General features: G+C 37.6%; 16 protein-coding genes. 8 read left to right on the top strand and 8 right to left on the bottom strand.

Translation table 11 applies throughout. The annotated features are described in order from the left end of the window. Window positions 1-231: 231 nt before the first annotated feature. From DHW03_RS08280 to DHW03_RS19310, 3 genes are read right to left on the bottom strand one after another with little or no spacing between them, the layout of a single operon-like run. Entirely contained in the window at window positions 232-1,032 is an 801-nt protein-coding gene (locus tag DHW03_RS08280) for an ABC transporter permease (RefSeq protein ID WP_109925285.1), read from the bottom strand. Window position 1,033: 1 nt separating this feature from the next. Beyond that, on the bottom strand, window positions 1,034-1,942 hold the full coding sequence (locus DHW03_RS08275) for an ABC transporter ATP-binding protein (protein WP_109925284.1): 909 nt from the start codon (window positions 1,940-1,942) through the stop codon (window positions 1,034-1,036). Window positions 1,943-1,947: 5 nt separating this feature from the next. Continuing rightward, window positions 1,948-2,112 (bottom strand): hypothetical protein, encoded by a 165-nt coding sequence (locus DHW03_RS19310; protein WP_165825396.1) that lies wholly within the window; start codon window positions 2,110-2,112, stop codon window positions 1,948-1,950. 244 nt (window positions 2,113-2,356) lie between these two features. Here DHW03_RS19310 and DHW03_RS08270 point away from each other — a divergent pair, with 244 nt between their 5' ends. Then, complete coding sequence (locus DHW03_RS08270; protein ID WP_109925283.1) at window positions 2,357-3,388, top strand: sensor histidine kinase; 1,032 nt, start codon at window positions 2,357-2,359, stop codon at window positions 3,386-3,388. Window positions 3,389-3,447: 59 nt separating this feature from the next. Further along, on the top strand, window positions 3,448-4,197 hold the full coding sequence (locus DHW03_RS08265) for a LytR/AlgR family response regulator transcription factor (protein ID WP_109925282.1): 750 nt from the start codon (window positions 3,448-3,450) through the stop codon (window positions 4,195-4,197). Window positions 4,198-4,416: 219 nt separating this feature from the next. Here the strand turns inward: DHW03_RS08265 and DHW03_RS08260 are convergent, their stop codons facing one another. The 4 genes from DHW03_RS08260 to DHW03_RS08245 form a co-directional block, all read right to left on the bottom strand. Then, a complete protein-coding gene (locus DHW03_RS08260) occupies window positions 4,417-5,157 on the bottom strand; it encodes a lysophospholipid acyltransferase family protein (protein ID WP_109925281.1) in 741 nt (246 codons plus the stop codon). An 82-nt stretch (window positions 5,158-5,239) separates the two neighbouring features. Further along, a complete protein-coding gene (locus tag DHW03_RS08255) occupies window positions 5,240-5,794 on the bottom strand; it encodes an NUDIX domain-containing protein (RefSeq protein ID WP_109925280.1) in 555 nt (184 codons plus the stop codon). Between the two features lie 30 nt (window positions 5,795-5,824). Continuing rightward, on the bottom strand, window positions 5,825-8,209 hold the full coding sequence (locus tag DHW03_RS08250) for an outer membrane beta-barrel protein (protein WP_240618497.1): 2,385 nt from the start codon (window positions 8,207-8,209) through the stop codon (window positions 5,825-5,827). Window positions 8,210-8,301: 92 nt separating this feature from the next. After that, window positions 8,302-10,794, bottom strand: a complete 2,493-nt coding sequence (locus DHW03_RS08245; RefSeq protein ID WP_109925278.1) for an outer membrane beta-barrel family protein — start codon at window positions 10,792-10,794, stop codon at window positions 8,302-8,304. Window positions 10,795-11,026: 232 nt separating this feature from the next. Between DHW03_RS08245 and DHW03_RS08240 the strand changes: the two genes are divergently transcribed. Next, a complete protein-coding gene (locus tag DHW03_RS08240) occupies window positions 11,027-11,956 on the top strand; it encodes an NAD(P)-dependent oxidoreductase (RefSeq protein WP_109925277.1) in 930 nt (309 codons plus the stop codon). A 100-nt stretch (window positions 11,957-12,056) separates the two neighbouring features. Beyond that, window positions 12,057-12,533, top strand: a complete 477-nt coding sequence (locus DHW03_RS08235) for an OsmC family protein (RefSeq protein WP_109925276.1) — start codon at window positions 12,057-12,059, stop codon at window positions 12,531-12,533. Window positions 12,534-12,621: 88 nt separating this feature from the next. On the opposite strand, the gene DHW03_RS08230 is transcribed toward DHW03_RS08235, so the two are convergent. Beyond that, complete coding sequence (locus DHW03_RS08230; protein ID WP_109925275.1) at window positions 12,622-14,502, bottom strand: M1 family metallopeptidase; 1,881 nt, start codon at window positions 14,500-14,502, stop codon at window positions 12,622-12,624. Between the two features lie 292 nt (window positions 14,503-14,794). Between DHW03_RS08230 and greA the strand changes: the two genes are divergently transcribed. The 4 genes from greA to DHW03_RS08210 all read left to right on the top strand — a co-directional run bounded on the left by greA (window position 14,795) and on the right by DHW03_RS08210 (window position 17,941). Next, complete coding sequence (gene greA, locus DHW03_RS08225) at window positions 14,795-15,268, top strand: transcription elongation factor GreA (protein ID WP_109925274.1); 474 nt, start codon at window positions 14,795-14,797, stop codon at window positions 15,266-15,268. Between the two features lie 63 nt (window positions 15,269-15,331). Next, complete coding sequence (locus DHW03_RS08220; RefSeq protein ID WP_109925273.1) at window positions 15,332-15,730, top strand: HIT family protein; 399 nt, start codon at window positions 15,332-15,334, stop codon at window positions 15,728-15,730. A gap of 373 nt (window positions 15,731-16,103) precedes the next feature. Beyond that, entirely contained in the window at window positions 16,104-16,745 is a 642-nt protein-coding gene (locus DHW03_RS08215) for an RNA polymerase sigma factor (protein WP_240618496.1), read from the top strand. Continuing rightward, entirely contained in the window at window positions 16,745-17,941 is a 1,197-nt protein-coding gene (locus DHW03_RS08210; protein WP_109925271.1) for a hypothetical protein, read from the top strand. The genes DHW03_RS08215 and DHW03_RS08210 overlap by 1 nt, the downstream gene beginning before the upstream one ends. Window positions 17,942-17,950 lie beyond the last annotated feature (9 nt).

Genomic DNA, 17,950 nt, shown 5'->3' with positions numbered 1-17,950 from the left:
TTAAAAATACGCTTTAACTTGACTTAAAATGATTTACAATGAGATTTTTACATCGAAACTTTGTTGCGTTTATCGCTTTGGGCGGTTTTTTTGTTGTAGGGCTTTTATTTAGCTAAACCTTATTGAAACGAAAAGCCCGCAAACCATTTTTTATGGTGCGGACTTGTAGTGTAAAGAAGGGCTGCCGTTAAAATGAAAGGCAGGTATTGCTTTTCGAATTTTAAAGACGGTTTATTTTATACTTTTTTTAGTTACGATGAAATAGCCAATGACAAATAATACCAAAGCGTAAATTAAGCTGGTGTAAATTTCTTGTGTAAAGATTGGGAAATCAGAAGGATCGGATAATTTTCTGGCGGCTGTACTGCTGTTTAAAACCAATGATGGGTGACTGTAAGGAATTAAATAGGCATATTTCCAACCTACATTGCCCGTTATGATGCCCATGATTGTTCCGATGAAGCCAATGCCCATGGGTTTTAAAAAATCGCCCCAAAGTAGGCTTAATATAAATTGAATGGATAGAATACCTAATGATGCTAGGAAGAGTTTGGCGTAAAATTTAACTAGAACCAAAGAAGGATCGTACTGATTAAAATTGTATTTGGGCACTAAGGCCTGCAACAGATGCCCGAATACAAACGTGAAGGCGGCAAAAAGGAACAGGCAAACAAATATTAAGATTACGGCGTATAAATATTTGGCGGCATAAATGGAAAACTTATTTAATGGCTGCGCGAAAAGTGTTTTCCAGGTATCGTTTTTATGCTCGATATTATTAACTGAAAAAGCCATGAAAATGACGTAAAATGGTAAGATTAAAACACCCATAACCCCGAGCGCGGCGCCTAAGTAGCGTAGCCACAGCATAATAGGTAGGTAGTGCATTTTGAGCACCTTATCTGAGCTTGTATAAAAGCCAAAAGCTACTAATGCACAGATTACGAATGGCAATATGATGGCTGCCCAAAAGGCGAGTGTTTTTCTGGATTTGTAAAATTCGGATACTAAGGAGATGGTTAAGGAGCGCATTTTAGTTGTTTTTTGTAATGTCTAAGAATAGGTTTTCTAGATCTTTTTTCTGAAGATAAAGGCTGCTTACCGTAAAACCTTTTTGGATGAGTAGCGTGTTTAAGGCGCCACTATCTTCTGGGGAGGTAAAGGGAACGATTATTTTTTTATCTGTAATTTCCAAAATTTCGTACCCTGCTTGGGTTAAGAAAGCTGCTGCATCGCTTGTTTTGCTCACTTCTATTTCGAGCATGGGCTTGCTTAACAAATGTAATTCATTTATAGTGCCTTGGAACAGCAAACGGCCTTTGTTTATAATGCCTACATGGGTAGCTGTGCGTTCTATTTCGGCAAGTAAGTGGCTGGAAACTAATATGGTTTTATTGTGTTTTGTGGCCAGATCGATCATGAGGTTTCGCACTTCGATGATTCCATTTGGATCGAGGCCATTGGTTGGTTCATCTAATAGTAACAATTCTGGATCTGAAACAAGTGCAAGTGCAATGCCCAAACGTTGTTTCATACCTAAAGAGTATTTTGATGCTTTTTTGTTTGATGCATCGCTTAAGCCAACAAGGGATAGCATTTCATCGGCTTTGCTTTTGTTAATGCCCAATAAAATGCACCTGTTTATTAGGTTTTCTTTACCGGTTAAGTGCCCATAAATGGCAGGTTGTTCTACCAATGCACCAATTCTTTTTAAGCTGGCAATGCGGTTATGGTTGATTTCCTTACCAAAAATAAAAACCTGATCGTTTGAGGATTTGAGCAGGTTTAATAGAATTTTTATGGTTGTGGTTTTTCCTGCTCCATTGGGACCTAGAAAGCCGTATATACTTCCTTTGGGCACTTGGAGCGATAAATCTTTTACTATGGCTTGGTTGCCAAAGTTGAAGTTTAAACCAACGGTTTCGATAGCGTAATTACCCATTGGTTTTATTTGAATATGGCCTTAACAATAGATGTTGGGGTTTTGGCTGGCTTTACAACGATTTCGCCGTTAGTGTTTTGATTTGTATTAACGGTAAGGGTTAATATAATCATCATAAATACTGGTAATAATAATAGTAAGAATGGAGAGGTGTTTGCTAACTTTTTCATTTTGTTTTCGTTTTGTTGATTCAAAGGAACTGAAGAAAAAGTTGTTGCTAAAATCTATTATACCAAGTGTTCAAGATTCTAGATAAACAGCCATTTTGGGCGTTCGTCGATAAAATTTGCCCTTTGGGCCGTTGGTAGAAAAATAATGCCCGTTGGTAGATTGTGTTATCTAAAGCAGAGAAGTTTATTTATTTTGCTTCCCTAATCGATTGCGGTGTTTAATGCGCAGTTATAAGTACACATTATGAAGAAAAGTAAAGGTCCATTAATATTGCATACCATTTTTTGGGTGCTAATATTATTATTTATTACTGTGGTAGTTTTCTTTGAAAAGGGTAAGCATTCTTTGAAAGATTACTTTCTCTCGTTCGGGGTGTTGGGTATTATTAACGTGTCTTTATTTTATATCAACTATATATTTCTAATTCCGAGTTTAATTAAGAAGCGGAAAAAATATTGGCTATATATCATCTCTTTTTTCTTGCTTATTATTGGTGGTACTTTTATAAAAACCGTTATTGCTGTGCTTAATCCGGCAGAGTTGTTAACCTACACCATGAATGGTAAAGAACACGAATTTACCGTAAACCAGTTTGCCATTAACAGTGTGTTTTCTGCTGGTTTTTTCCTGATTTGTAGTTGCATCATCAAGTTTACCATCGACTGGTTTTCTAACGAGCGTATTCAAAGAAATTTAGAAAGCGAGCGTAGGGAAATGGAGTTGCAGTTTTTGAAATCGCAATTAAACCCGCACTTTTTGTTCAATTCGTTAAATAACATTTATTCGCTGGCATATCAGAAATCGGATAAAACGGCTGATGCCATTATGAAGCTTTCGGAAATTATGCGCTACATGATTTATGAGAGCAATACACCTACGGTTGCGTTGAGTAAGGAAGTAGATTATTTAACCAATTACATTGAATTACAAAAGATTAGATTTAAAGATGGTGCTTTTGTTGAGCTGAGTTTGAATGGCGAAATTGACAATCAGAAGATTGTACCCTTAATGCTGATTTCTTTTGTGGAGAATGCATTTAAACATGGGGTGGTGAACGATCCGGCAGAGCCTGTGAAAATTAACATAATTGCCAACCAGAAGATTTTACATTTTAGCGTAATTAACAAAAAAAGCCAGCAAAATAAAGATGCCCAAGGTGGGGTGGGTTTAACCAATGTTGAACGCCGATTGCAACTGGTTTATCCTGATAGATATAAATTAAATGTTGTAAATTCGGCTACCCATTACACTTGTGAGTTGATGATTGACATATAATTTGCTTAGAAGAATAGCATTTTACATCAAAAGAAATTTAAAATTAATAGCTACCGAAAATGACCTTAAACTGTATTGTTGTTGATGATGAGCCTTTAGCGCTTGATATTTTAGAAGATTATATTTCTAAAGTACCTTTTTTAACGATGGTTAAAAGATGCGAAAACCCAATCGAAGCTTTACAAATTGTTCAAGGTGGTGGCATTAATTTGGTGTTTTTGGATATCCAGATGCCTGAGCTTACGGGTATACAGTTTTTGAAAATTGCGGGCAACAAGTGCCATTACATTTTAACAACAGCCTACCCGCAGTATGCCTTAGAAAGTTATGATTTAAATGTATCTGATTACCTTTTAAAGCCAATTGCATTTGATCGCTTTTACAAGGCGGTAGAAAAAGTGCACAATCAAATTAAACCGTTAGAAGCACCAGCCAGTGTTGCCCAACCCATTATTACGCCAGCGGCATTTTCAAGTCCACCAAATCCAGTTCAGGATTTTATCTTCGTTAAAACTGAACATAAGATTCAAAAAATTTATCTGCATGATATTCTTTTTATTGAGGGCTTGAAGGATTATATTTCCATTTTTACCAAAGATGAGCGTGTGATTACCTTGCAAAGCATGAAAAAAATGGAAGAAGCTTTACCTCCGAGTCAGTTTATACGGGTGCATAAATCGTACATTGTTGCCATTGATAAAATTGAAAGCATAGAACGCAGTCGCATTACCATAAATAAAAAGATTATTCCGGTTGGAGATACTTACCGTGACGAGTTTTTCAGGGTGATTGGCAATAAAAACATCTAACAGGGCCAATCAAGTGATTTATAGAGCTGGGTAATTAGGTAGGATGTAGGTTTAGGAAATAAATATTTTTGAACAGCCTAAGAAATCTAAACACAATAGTAAAGGGATACAAATTCCTGTTTTAATATTAATTATTAGAATGCCCTTAGCCTGTAGTTTTGACTTTCATAATTTAATTGATAAAACTGCTGTGCCTTCCGTGTTCCCTTGGCAAACCAGCTAAAGGTTTTGCCCCAATACTTTTCTAATTTCGGTTTCCACTTCTAGCGTAATGTCATTTGCATTTTTCTCTGCGGGCTCAATCGGTTTTAAAATTGTCCATCTAATTGCATGACCTGTGGTTAGCGGAAACATTCCAAAACGGACAATTTTCCAAGAATTTTCTATGGCTACCGGAACGATTAGTGCATTCGGGGCAGTTTTGAGTAACGTTGCAATGCCGCCAAATTGAAATGTTTTTACCTGACCATCTTTAGCTCTTGTACCTTCGGGAAAGATAACTGTACTCCAGTTGTTGTCCTTCATCCTTCTACCCAGCTTAATAATTTCAGAAATGGCTTGCTTGTTGTCTTTTCTGTTGATGTTTGCGCCACCCCCTAACCTTAAATTAATGGATATTGAAGGGATCCCTTTCGTGAGCTCAATTTTAGAGATAAACTTTGCGTGGTATTTTCTCAAAAACCAAATTAGGGAGGGAATATCGTACATGCTTTGGTGGTTAGCCGCAAAGATAATCGGTCTGTTGGTGGGTAAATCGTATTCGTTTTTGAAACTGATGGAATTAAACAGAATAATTTGGCAGTACGTTAGGAAAAAGTTAAGCACATCAACCGAAATTTTGTGCGCCTTGTAACCAAAAAGTTTAAAGCACAGCCACTGTATGGGATGAAAAATGCACAGAAATAAGCCAAAAAAAATATAAAAAACAGCGCTTAAAATATATCCGAAAAATTTGCTCATTGGGTTGGTTTCAAAATTGGGAACAAAGATATGAATAATGCTGATTTTTGAATGCGAAGAACTACATGCCTTGTAAATATCCTCAAATCAATTTTTCGGCGATCATTAGCTTTGCTTTTAATATGGCTGCAACGCTCATGGAGTCGGTAATGTCTCCTTTTAAAACCATTTGATAGGCTTCTTCGAAAGGGACTTTCTTTACAATTAGTTGTTCTGTTTCTTCGGGCATTGCAATGCCTTGAATTAAATCTGTTGCCAGATAGATGATTGATAATTCATCGCTAACGGAATTGGAAAGATGCATGCGTTGAATCTCCAACCAGTTTTTTGCACTCATGCCCGTTTCTTCTAAAAGCTCTCTTCTGGCACTTTCTATAGGCTCTTCATTCAATGGTCCGCCACCTTCTGGAATCTCCCAGCTGTAGCAATCTAAAGCGTAGCGATACTGACCAACCAACCAGGTGTTGTAGTCTTGATCTAGAGGTAAAATGCCGATGGCATAGTTTTTAAAATGTACCACGCCATAAATGCCATTTCCACCAGAAGGGTTAATTACCTGATGTTCGGTAAGTTTAATCCAATTGTTATCGTACTTGACTTGGCTCTCTAAAGTTTTCCAAGGGTTTGTTTCATTCATAGTGCAATATAAATATTTAAGCGCGAGCATTTATTGTGGCTTAACTGATGGCGGAGGAGGTATTTTATTTACGGTTATTTTGGTGAAACGGTAATTTAAGCTAAATGTGAAATTTTGAGTGTTGTTGGTAGAGAAATTCTCCAACCTGAAATTCTGCCCTTCATTATAAAAAGTATTGCTTCTGTTTCCGAAAACATCATTAATGGTTACTCTGAAATTTAATCGGTTATTGAAAAATAGCTTCCTTGCAGAAAAATTTGAAGTCATTGAGCCTTTATTTCTGCCTTGGGCATTGGTGTTGTTTGCATAGTTTAGGTTCGATTCGAAGGCTGTTTTTAAGGGCAATTGCATAGAAAGCCCCACCGCCGCCCTAAAGCTTAAACCATCTCTATTTAAGGAGCTGTTTAATTTTGATGTGTAGTTGCTTTGAATAATGCTTAGGTTACTATTGGCCGAAATTTTATTAGTTGGGCGGTAATTGCCAACTAAAATTAAAGCCAGCGAGTTGTTGGTGCCTACATTATCAAATGTACTTTCGGCTCTGGCCGTGCTGGTACCAGGGATTAAGGTTACCGTTCGAAAACGCTCAATTACGCCTTGACTGGTAGAATAGGAAAGCCTTGGATTAAACGACCATTTTTGACCAAAAGCGCCAAAGTTAACCTCAATTTGATGCGTGTAGGAAGGCGATAGGTTTGGGTTACCGTAAGAGATGTTTAGGGTATCTACGTTGTTAACCTGAGGGTTTAAAGTATTCTCTCTTGGCCGGTTAACACGAATGCTATAAGTTGCACCAACACTGTACCGCTTTCTAAAAAAACGATTTAGTGATAGGTTCGGAAATAAACTTAAGTATGGTTTTACCTGATAATTCTGGCCATTCGATAAATCGAAAGCCACATCGGTAAGCTCTGCACGGATACCCGTTTTAACACCCCAGCCCACATTACGGTAATTGTAAGATGCGTAAGCCGCAGCAATGTTTTCATTGTATAAAAACTGATTGGAAAGTTTAATGTTGGTGATAAACTGTTGTGTATTGAAATTGAAATTTTGAATTAACAAATCATTATCATTCTTTCTGTAGTTGTAGGCTAAGCCGAGTTCTACCCGATCTCTCTTTTTAAAAACAGGCTTTTCATAATCCAGATTTAGGGTAACACCATTATTCCCAGTATCATTATTGTTTTGCTGTAATGATGGGATGGAGGTGCTGGGCTGGGCGAAAATGGTGCTGTAATCTCTAAAATCGAGGTTGTTATTGTTATTCACCGTTGCGCTGAGCGATAACTTTCCCCCACTGGTATCGGTTTGCAGATCGTAATCGATATTGAAAACGAAGTTATTGCTTTTACCATCACCAGTATTCAATTGGTTTCTAAGTCGCTTTTCAATCAGCTCCTCACTCAAATAATGAAGATCGGTGGTTGAGTTTGAGGTTGAATTGTTGTTGTTGTAATTGGTAGATAACCTTAAGCTTTGTTTTGGGGAAATGGTCCAATCGAAACCCAACCTAAAATTCCCGCCTGTGTTATTGTTTTTGAAACCTCCATATTGGTCGTAGTAAAAAGTTGTATCTGGGAAAAAGTTTTCGCGATAGTTGTGGCTATTGCCTTTACCAATGTTATATCGGTAGGCAGCACTTCCATTAATAGCAAACGATTTGCCTCTGTAAGATGCATTTGCATTGGTGTTTCCATTGCCTTGCAAGCCTCCAGAAACTCCAATGTTTCCATTAAAGCCAACTTTGAACCCCTTTTTCATTACGATGTTGATGATGCCCTCTCCATCGCCACTGTATTTTGAAGGCGGATTGGTTAACACCTCAATTTTCTCAATTGCATCTGATGGAAGGACATTGAGTAAATCTGAAATGTTGGAAGTCATGTAATCAGAGGGTTTTCCATCTATAAAAATTCTGGTGTTTCGTTTTCCAGCTATAGTTGCATTCCCATCAATATCAACCTGTACCAAAGGCACATTTTTTAATACATCTGTAGCGGTACTGCCTTCGGCTAAAAGCGATGAGCCCACATTGTAGGTAACGCCATCTGCTCCAAATTCAATAGGGGGTTTTTGAACGGTAATGGTTACTTCTTGAAGAGAATTTTGATCGGATGAGAGCTTGAGCGCACCTAAATTTTTGTCGAAATCTTTGTCTGTTAATACAATACCATTTACAACGAGCGGTGCATAGCCCACAAAACTAACCTTAATGTGGTAGTTCCCGGGTTTTAAATTTTTGATGCTGAATCGACCATCTTCATCAGTAGATGAGGTAATTAAGAGTTGCTCTATTCCATCTACATAAACCGAAATTACAGCCGAGGGGATGGATAAGCCACCAACTTCTTCTACAACGCGCCCGCTAATAACGCCCTTCTCAGCAGCAACCAGCAAAAGGCTGTTGAGCAAAATTATCCCTGTAAGACAAAATTTTAGGAGCGGTTTCAATACTTGGCTGTTTAAAATAGGCGCTTAAAAATATGATTAAGCGCCTATTTGATTTAAAATGAACCTTCGTCAGGTCTGTTATCTTGCTGATCGTCTTTTTTCTGTTTTTTAACATTATTAAATGTTGTTTTTCCGAAGCGGTAGGAGAAGGTTAAATTTCCCATTGTGCCTTGCATTTGGCGTTGAAAATCGATGTACGTGAAATTATCATCGGTAGTCATGCTCCATCTTCTTGTGTTGAAAACATCTCTCACGTTGAAGCTAAGAGAAGCTTTCTTGTTTGGGAAATCGTATTTTGCGCCACCATCAATTCCGTACATGGCATTTCGTTTGCCTTGCGCCATTACTTCTGGTGCCCGGTAATCTCCACGAACTTGTAGCGATACATTTTTGGCTACGGTTAAGTTTCCAGTTAGGTTGGCGTTCCAACTAAAACCACTTCTATCGGCAATGTTATATCTTGCATCGCCATCAAATTTACTTTGGTATAAGTTAACGTTGGTGGTAAAGCTTAGGGCTTTAATTAAATCGAAACGGCCAATTAACTCTAAACCGCTGTTAATTTGCTGGGTTAAGTTTTGCGGGGTTGAAATTATGATTCCTGCAGAATTGGGCACGCTTCTAACCCTCTGAATTACATCGTTGGTTTGACGGAAGTATAAACTCGAAGTTAAGGTTACTTTTTTCCAGTATTTGCTATAGCCCAACTCAAAGGAGTGCACATCTTCTGGCAATAGATTTGGATTACCCCCTCTGTAATTTAACGGGTCTGAAACATCTAAAAATGGATTGGTATCCCATGGTCTTGGGCGGTTAACTCGACGCGTATAACTCAATTGAACCTGTTGATCGCCTTTGAGTTTTTGCGTTAAAAATACACTTGGATATAATCTTTTGTAGCGAATTTGTCCGTTAGCTGGGGTAAGTACATTGTTTGTATAGCCTTCCAAATAGGTGTCTAAGCGAGCATCTTCTGCTCTTAAACCAATTTGGTAGCCAAAATCTTTAATCTGATTTTGATAATTTAAGTATAAGGCATGCACCTGATCTTTACTATCAAAATTGTTGATTAACTTATTATTCTGAACGTACACATTTGTGGTGGTTAAGATCGAATCTGCGTATTGGTCGTTATTGCCCAATCGAATTTGACTACGGTATCCTGCCTCTACCTTGCCTGCCTTACCCACCGGAAGCGTATAATCTGCTTGAATGTTATAGTTTGTATTGTCTCCGGTATTAAAAGTACGTTGCAAGCTTGGGTTTAAATTAACACTGGTGCCATTTAAGTTGGTGAAATTGGTGTTGTACGTTTGATCGTTATTGTTTGTTCCGTAAGAATAGCCAAAGTTAAAAGTCAGTTCTTCTTTAGGTTTTTTAAATTTTTGAACAAAATCTAAATTCAAATCGTAACTGCTTCCATCACCAGAATTTATGTTATTTCTATTGCTTAATAAAACTGGGCTTAGGTTGCTGCTTAATTGTCTGATGTTTAGCAATTCATTGCGGTCATTCTCTCTAGAGTTGAAACTTCCTGATAAACTAATCACACTTTTTTCAGCTAGGTAATAATCTAAGCCTGCCTTCGCGTTATGGCCTTTATCTAATGATGTTGAAGATGTATTCTGATTGGCGAAAGCAGTAGAGCTCAAGGTGTTTTTATAGGTAATGTCTTGAAAGCCGCCACCTAAGCGATTGCCATAACGGTAACTGTAGTTTCCATACAGGTTTACTTTACTGTTTTGAAAGCTCAAATTGGTATTGCCGTTGTAGTTGTCACGATTACCAGCAGTAAGGGCAACTGAGCCATTAAAACCCAATTTGGTGTTTTTCTTCAATACAATGTTTATGATACCTGACTGTCCTTCAGCGTCGTATTTAGCTGATGGGTTGGTGATAACCTCTACGCTTTCGATTGAGCTTGCTGGGATAGAGGCCAAAATTTGTGCAACGTTTCCACCTGCAATTAATGATGGTTTCCCATCAATTAAAACCCTTACACCCGCCGAGCCTCTTAAGCTTACATTACCATCAATATCGGTGGATACCGAAGGTACGTTTTGAAGCAAATCTCCTGCCGAACCACCTTCACTTACCAAACTTTGATCTACAGAAAAAACTTTCTTATCGATTCCCATTTGCATGGTTGCCTTTTGTGCGGTTACGGTAACTTCGCTCAGTACGTTTCCTTTGGCCGTATTCATTTTAATATCGCCAAAATTTAACGTTCCAGTTGTTGGACTAATCACCACATTATCTCTAACCATGGTTTGATAACCCACAAAGCTAATTTTAAATGTAAACGTTCCTGCCGGAAGATCTGTCATTACAAATGCGCCATTTAAATCGGTTTGCGCAACTTTTACATTTGCTTTTGTGGTTTTGTTAATTAAAACTGCTGATGCAAAAGGAATGGTTTCCTGTGTTTTCGCGTCTTTTAAAATTCCGGTAATTTTGGCCTTTCCGCCAGTTTGTGCAAATAAAGAAAAGGAAATACTTAAAAATAAAAGGGTAATTTGTATTGTTCTTGATTGTAATAGTCTCATTAAAAAATTAAATTTTTATGTGTTTTGTTAAAGGGAGACAAAGTAACGGCAACTTAGTTTAAAAAAGGACCCGTAACTATTTTATTACAGCCATATTCGGGTAATATTTTTGTGGTTTAATTGCTCGTTTACAGTTCACTTCTGTGGCTTATGTAAAGTTAATTGAAACAATTACTTGCTTTGCTAAAATAAGGATGCAAGCAAAATCTTAAAATGTTACTTTTGCCTTATCATGAGTAAAAAAATATTAATTGTTGATGACCTTCATCCTAGCTTTAAAGAACAAGCAGTAAGTATGGGTTATGAGGTGGATGATGAACCCTCAATTACCCGTGAGCAAACCTTAGAAAAGATCAAGGATTATATGGGCATTGCGGTTAGAACCAAATTCAGAATTGATGGAGAGATTTTCGATGCGGCTCCAAATTTAAAATTCGTTGCCCGTGCTGGTGCGGGTTTAGATAATATTGACGATAAGATTGCTTCTGAAAGGAATATCCAGTTAATTAATGCCCCTGAAGGCAATTGCGATGCAGTTGGTGAACATGCTATAGGTTTGTTATTGTCTCTTATGAATAACTTTCGAAAGGCGGATGTAGAAATTAGAAATGGAATTTGGGATCGTGAAGGTAATCGCGGCTACGAATTGAAGGGTAAAAAAGTGGGCATTATTGGCTATGGTTTTATGGGGCAGAGCTTTGCCAAAAAACTTGCTGGTTTTGAGGTTGATGTTATGGCTTATGATAAATACAAAACGGGTTTCAGCGATGCCTTTGCCCGGGAAGTGAGTATGGAAGAGATTGTGAAGTACAGCGATGTACTTAGTTTGCACATCCCCTTAACTGCCGAAACTAAACTTATGGTTGATGACGAATATTTTTTCCATTTTAAAAAACCAATCTTCTTTATCAATACCGCACGCGGCGAGATCGTTCATGTATCGGCAGTTTTAAACGCCATAAAATCTGGAAAAATTTTAGGAGCAGGCTTAGATGTGCTTCAAACAGAAAAATTTCCTGCTTTAGAAGAGCAAAACTGGTACAATGAATTAAAAACGAACGATCAAATAATCTTAACCCCACACGTGGGCGGCTGGACATTTGATAGCTACCGGAAAATTTCTGAAGTACTGGCAGAAAAGTTGAGGGGTTTAAATTTATAAACGAGACTGATTATTTTGAACTCAAATTTTGAGGCTAAATAATCCTTAAAACGAAGATTTTATTTCTTAAATTGGCAATACATTCTAACCAATTTGTATTATGCCGAAAGATCATCAATATACCACTACCGTAATTTGGACAGGCAATAAAGGCTCTGGCACAATGGATTACCGTTCCTACGATCGGGATTATGTAATTTCAGTAAAAGGAAAAGCCGATATTTCAGGTTCATCTGATTCTGCATTTCTGGGCGATAAATCTAAATACAATCCTGAAGATTTGCTATTAGCCTCCATTTCAAGTTGCCACATGCTTTGGTATTTGCACTTATGCTCGAAAAATGAAATTGTTGTTATTGATTATAAAGATGAGGCCGTTGGAACTATGGAGGAATTGGCTGACGGTAGTGGCAAGTTCAAAGAGGTTACCTTGCATCCACAGGTTTTAATTGCCGACAAGCTGCATTATGAACTGGCAGAATCTTTACATACAGAAGCCAATAAAATGTGTTTCATTGCAAATTCTCTAAACTTTCCTGTAAAACATGAGCCGACTTGTAAGGCTGAGAACAGTTAAAATCATAAAACAAATTTGAGTAAAAGCAATCGCCTATGTTAAAGAGTGATTGTTTTTACTCGATTAAAATTTGCAAGGCCTTGCCGCTTTATTTTGCTGCCCAAACATTGTCTTTTGGGGTGGCATCCATAAAAATACCACCATCCAATACCGCTGACTTTACCTTTTTAGTGGTGTTAACGGTTAAGGTAATTTCTTTTTCTGTGCCCTGCCAAACCTCTGGGCTTTTATGAATCAAATCTGTTTTACCGTCCTCATAGGTAATCAGAACGTTAAATGGAATGGCAAAACCTCCTGTGTTTTTAATTTTTAAAACATATTTCCCTTTAGATACGGTTGCCTGATCGATGGCCAAATCAATGTAGTTATTGGTGAAAAACCAGTTTTTGAAGAACCAATTCAAGTTTTTACCCGAACCTGCACTCATAGAGTTGAAATAATCCCAAGGAATAGGATGCTTTCCATTCCAGTTGCTCATATAGTTGTGCAATGCCTTCTTAAACAATTCATCGCCGAGCATATCTTTTAAAGCCAAATAAGACAGGGAGGCTTTACCGTAAGAATTATTTCCGTAACCAGCTCCAGAAACCTGATCGGACATAGAAATAACTGGCTGGTCTTCTTCTGCAGATTTATCATTAATGTATTGGTTAACCCTAAAGTTTTTATAAAATTTATCTGCCGCATCCTTTCCATGTTCGGCAATGCCAATTAAGTATTCGAAAGTAGTTGCCCAACCTTCATCCATGTAGGCATAACGGGTTTCGTTTATACCCATGTAAAACGGAAAGTAGGTGTGTGCAACTTCATGGTCTTGAACCAGCTGGGCAAATACGGGGTCGCCAAAATTAGAGTCGTTCACCATCATCGGGTATTCCATGTCGGCAAAGCCTTGGAAAGCAATACTTTTAGAGAACGGATAAGGAACACCTGGCCAATTGTTTGAAAACCAAGCCAATGCATAAATGTTATTTTTTACTGAATTAATAAAGTCTTTACCGGTTGTAGGATTGTAAGCAGCTTGCGCACTTGCTCTACGGTTAGCTTTAGCATCTACAATTACGCTTCCACCATCCCAAACGTAATGGTTGCTCATAGCAAAGCAAACATCTGTGACGTGATCAACTGCGAATTTCCAAGTATTCCACTCTTTTTGTGCGGTTACTTTTCCGTCCTTCAATTCCTGCTCATTTGCAATATGAATAACTTCATCACTATTGTAAGATTTTTTTAGCCTGGCAGCAATTTCTGGTTGTAAAACCTCATCTGGATTTAGAAAATCGCCGGTTGCATACACCACATAGTTTTTGGGTGCTTTGACAGAGAAAACATAGTCGTTAAAATCATTATAAAATTCAGCTCGGTCAGTATGCGGAATTCTGTCCCAGCCGTTGTAATCATCGTAAACCGAGATACGAGGGTAGCTATAGGCCACAAAGAAGGAATTAGGGTCAATCTGACCTTCTCGCCCACTTTCTTTTGATAATGGATAATCCCATTCTATTTTAACAGAGATTTTAGATTTGGGCGCCAAAGGTTTTTTGAGTCGCACACTTCCAACCGTCCCCCAGTTTTTGCTATCCACCTTGTACGTCTCCCCATCAACAGAAAATGAGGAGATATTCAAACCAGATGTCAAGAAGTCTGGGCTTACGCTTCCACCACGTGGTGCTGTGGGTTTATGTAAATTGTTTACAAAGCGAATGGCTAGGTTTCTTAATGTGTCGGGACTGTTGTTGCTGTATAAAATTTCTTCTTGGCCGCTTACCACCTTCGTTTCGGCATCCACTTTAATATCCATGTTATAGCGACCATGGTTTTGCCAATAGTTGGGACCAGGTTTGCCATCCATAGCTCGGGTTCCTTTTTCGTAGGCGGCCTTAATATTTCGTGGCATGTAGAGCTCTTGTGCAGAAACCACTTGGAGCCCAAAATAGGAGATTAGGGCAATTGAAAATATCTTTTTCATTTCTTGTCTGGATAATTTTAGCTAAGCTAAAAATAATGGATGAAATTTGAATGTGGCTGTAAATATTTTGCGCTATGAAGAGGATTAATTTGAGCATTGGATCGCCCTAATTACACCCAATTAATACGCTTTATGGTTTTTAAAACACTTAAATCATAAAAATCCTGTTCTTTTATTTGCTTTTGTAATTTCCACATTTTATCTTCGTTATAATTGAAGCAAGACTATGTAGCAAACCAACTATGTAGTCTTGTTTGTTTTTTATAGAGTTTGAATAAAAATTAATGGAGCAATGACAGAGGTAACATACTACACCCAAGAGGGGTTAGATAAATTAAAAGAGGAAGTACATTACTTAACAACCACTGGCCGTCAGCTTATATCTAAAGCAATTGCAGAGGCGAGGGATAAAGGTGATTTATCGGAAAACGCAGAATACGATGCGGCGAAGGAAGCACAGGGTTTGCATGAAGCAAAAATTGCCAAATTAAAGAACACCTTAGCGAATGCACGCTTGATTGATGAATCGAAAATGGATTTATCGAAAGTGCTTGCCTTATCGATAGTTAAAATAAAAAATGTGAAGAACGGCGCAATCATGACTTATCAATTGGTTGCAGAAACTGAAGCAGACTTAAAGACGGGTAAAATATCTGTTAAATCGCCAATTGCACAAGGTTTGTTGGGAAAATCAGTTGGAGAGTTTGCCGAAATTGAAGTGCCGGCTGGAAAAATGCAATTCGAAGTTTTAGAAATATCTAGATAATTATTAGGCGAAAGGTTGTACAAAACAATTTAAAACCTTTCGCCTTAAACTCATACACCTCAAATGACTATATTTTCGAAAATTGTTGCAGGAGAAATTAGCGCGCATGTTGTGGCTGAAACCGTTGAATATTTAGCTTTTTTAGATGTACAACCATTAACCGCCGGACATGTTTTGGTAATCCCCAAAATTGAAAATGACTACATCTTCGATATGGAAGAAGATTTGTATGTAGGTCTTTGGATGTTTGCTAAAATTGTGGCTAAAGGCTTAAAAGTGGCTTTTCCTTGTAAAAAAGTGGGTGTTTCAGTAATTGGCTTAGAGGTGCCACATGCACACATTCACCTAATACCCATGAATAACGTGAGTGATATGAATTTTAGTAAGGAAAAATTAAAACCTACTGATGAAGAATTGGCTGAAGCAGCCGAAAAAATTAGACAAGCCCTTTTAGAAGTTTAAAAAAAGCCGGCTGGCTAAAACCAACCGACTTCTCTACCCGCCTAACTCAACCTTTTTGTTATTATGCTGCTTAGTCCTCAACTGTAAATGTTGTTGAAGCATTTCGCATTGGTTCCTATCCTACAGATTCTAATATCTTTTTCTCCTAAAAGCGTTAAATATCAAAGTATTACGCCTTATTGCCATTCGGTTTCTTTTAAGTAGATTAGTATAAATTTTTTGTAATCGTTAATCTATTATTGTTTGTATTACGCAGGCAGTATGTTAAGGGTTGCTTGGCTTTAAAATTTTTATCAGAAGGTTCCCATCAGTTAAAACCAAACAAATAAACAAATCTTAGGCAACCTTTATTTTAACCTTACCGTAATGTGTTTTGAAAGGAGAACTAGTGACCACTAATCGCGATAGTGAACATATTGTAGAAAAGCATATTCAGGGCTGTATTAGAAATGAACGAGGGAGTCAAAAGGCACTCTATAAGCATTTCTATAGCTTTGCTATGGGCATTTGTTTACGCTATGCGAATAATCGGTTGGATGCTGCTGGGATTTTAAATGATGCATTTTTTAAAGCTTTCAAAAACATCTCTAAATACGAATCTACCAAGGCGTTTTTGCCATGGTTAGGTCGGATTGTAACCAATACAGCCATTGATTATTATCGAGCTAACCTAAAGTTTGCCGATCATGCTGATGTGAACGACCACGACAATGTTGCACACGAAAGTTCTGTTTACGATCAGCTGGCCTATCATGATTTACTCGCATTGGTTCAAAATTTAAGCCCTGCATACAGAACAGTGTTTAACCTGTATGCAATTGATGGATACACGCACGAAGAGATCGGTGAAATGTTGAAAATATCCATCGGCACATCGAAGTCTAATTTATTTAAGGCTCGACAGAAGTTACAGGAAATGTTAAAAGCAATTGATCAGAAAACTTATTTGGTGAGGACATCGCCAACAGAAACCGACCAGAATTTTATTCAGGTTAGATTAAACCCCAATATGTAATGAGAGCGGGAAGAGATATAGATAAATTATTTAAGGAGGGACTGGGAAGTCCAAATATTCCTTTTAATGATTTGGATTGGGAGGATCTAGAACAAAAACTCCATCCCAATACAAAAAGAAGGATGGCACCAATTTGGTTTGCGGCAGTAGCTGGTGTTGCTGCAATGATCATTGTTGTATTCTTCATTATGCGAAATGATGATGATCATGGCAAGCAAAAGCTTGTGGTTGAGGTTAAGGGTAAGAAAACTGCTGATCGTGAAAAAATTAATCCTTCAAATCCAAAAGACTCGGGAGGGCAGGCAAATGATTCGGTAAAGAATACAAGCATTGCTGAAAAACAAAATTTAGCCCCCTTTGGCGTTGAGGGTATATCCAATTTGAACCCTCAGCCAGCTTTTGGTAAAGATTTTAACAAAACTCTAAATGAGGATGAATTAGCATTATCGACTGAGATTAAATCTGGAAGTTCATTGGCCAGCTTGTCCTACAATTCGATTTTACTTTCCTCAGTTAATCCTGTTCAGTTTAAAAATCAAGTGCTGGTAACAAATATTAAGCGCACTAGGATTGATAAGGCATTTGATCCTGTTTCCAAAACTAAACCGAGATTGGTGTTAAGTATATTGGCTGCACCAGATCTTACCAGCGTACAAGCATCAGGCAAAAGTAATTTAAGTGCAAGTTTAGGTGCAGAGTTAACCTTATTCTTAACCAAAAGACTAAGCATAACATCGGGCGCAGGCTATGCAAAAAAGATTTACGATTCTGATTTTAGCTTATACAGACCCAATTCTAGCTACGTTTTTAAGGAAAATCCAACCAATGTACATGCAAACTGCGATGTAATTGATGTTCCTTTAAACGTAAATTATAAAGTATTTGATAATAATAGAAATTCAATTACGGTAAGTACAGGATTATCCAGTTATTTAATGCTGAAAGAAAAATACAGTTATACCTACGCAGATGAATATCAGAAGCCGTTAGATTATGAGGTGAAAAATCAAAACCAGCATTATTTAGGCATCGCAAATGTTGGAATAGAGTTTCAGCACAAGATAAACAACAACCTAAGCATTAGCGCAAGGCCATTTATGAAAATTCCGTTAACTGATATTGGTTATGGAAACTCGAAATTGTCATCTACAGGGCTAGCTGTTTCGTTGAATATAAATTTGTTTAAGAAGAACTGAAAGTAAGCT

This window comes from Pedobacter yonginensis (assembly GCF_003173595.1).
Taxonomy (GTDB): Bacteria; Bacteroidota; Bacteroidia; order Sphingobacteriales; family Sphingobacteriaceae; genus Pedobacter; species Pedobacter yonginense.
This window is presented reverse-complemented; position numbering and strand designations above follow the sequence as displayed.

Bases quoted from the DNA above. Each gene is read 5' to 3' on its own strand.
- DHW03_RS08280 (WP_109925285.1), bottom strand. From the start codon at position 1,032: ATGCGCTCCTTAACCATCTCCTTAGTATCCGAATTTTACAAATCCAGA.
- DHW03_RS08275 (WP_109925284.1), bottom strand. From the start codon at position 1,942: ATGGGTAATTACGCTATCGAAACCGTTGGTTTAAACTTCAACTTTGGC.
- DHW03_RS19310 (WP_165825396.1), bottom strand. From the start codon at position 2,112: ATGAAAAAGTTAGCAAACACCTCTCCATTCTTACTATTATTATTACCA.
- DHW03_RS08270 (WP_109925283.1), top strand. From the start codon at position 2,357: ATGAAGAAAAGTAAAGGTCCATTAATATTGCATACCATTTTTTGGGTG.
- DHW03_RS08265 (WP_109925282.1), top strand. From the start codon at position 3,448: ATGACCTTAAACTGTATTGTTGTTGATGATGAGCCTTTAGCGCTTGAT.
- DHW03_RS08260 (WP_109925281.1), bottom strand. From the start codon at position 5,157: ATGAGCAAATTTTTCGGATATATTTTAAGCGCTGTTTTTTATATTTTT.
- DHW03_RS08255 (WP_109925280.1), bottom strand. From the start codon at position 5,794: ATGAATGAAACAAACCCTTGGAAAACTTTAGAGAGCCAAGTCAAGTAC.
- DHW03_RS08245 (WP_109925278.1), bottom strand. From the start codon at position 10,794: ATGAGACTATTACAATCAAGAACAATACAAATTACCCTTTTATTTTTA.
- DHW03_RS08240 (WP_109925277.1), top strand. From the start codon at position 11,027: ATGAGTAAAAAAATATTAATTGTTGATGACCTTCATCCTAGCTTTAAA.
- DHW03_RS08235 (WP_109925276.1), top strand. From the start codon at position 12,057: ATGCCGAAAGATCATCAATATACCACTACCGTAATTTGGACAGGCAAT.
- DHW03_RS08230 (WP_109925275.1), bottom strand. From the start codon at position 14,502: ATGAAAAAGATATTTTCAATTGCCCTAATCTCCTATTTTGGGCTCCAA.
- greA (WP_109925274.1), top strand. From the start codon at position 14,795: ATGACAGAGGTAACATACTACACCCAAGAGGGGTTAGATAAATTAAAA.
- DHW03_RS08220 (WP_109925273.1), top strand. From the start codon at position 15,332: ATGACTATATTTTCGAAAATTGTTGCAGGAGAAATTAGCGCGCATGTT.
- DHW03_RS08210 (WP_109925271.1), top strand. From the start codon at position 16,745: ATGAGAGCGGGAAGAGATATAGATAAATTATTTAAGGAGGGACTGGGA.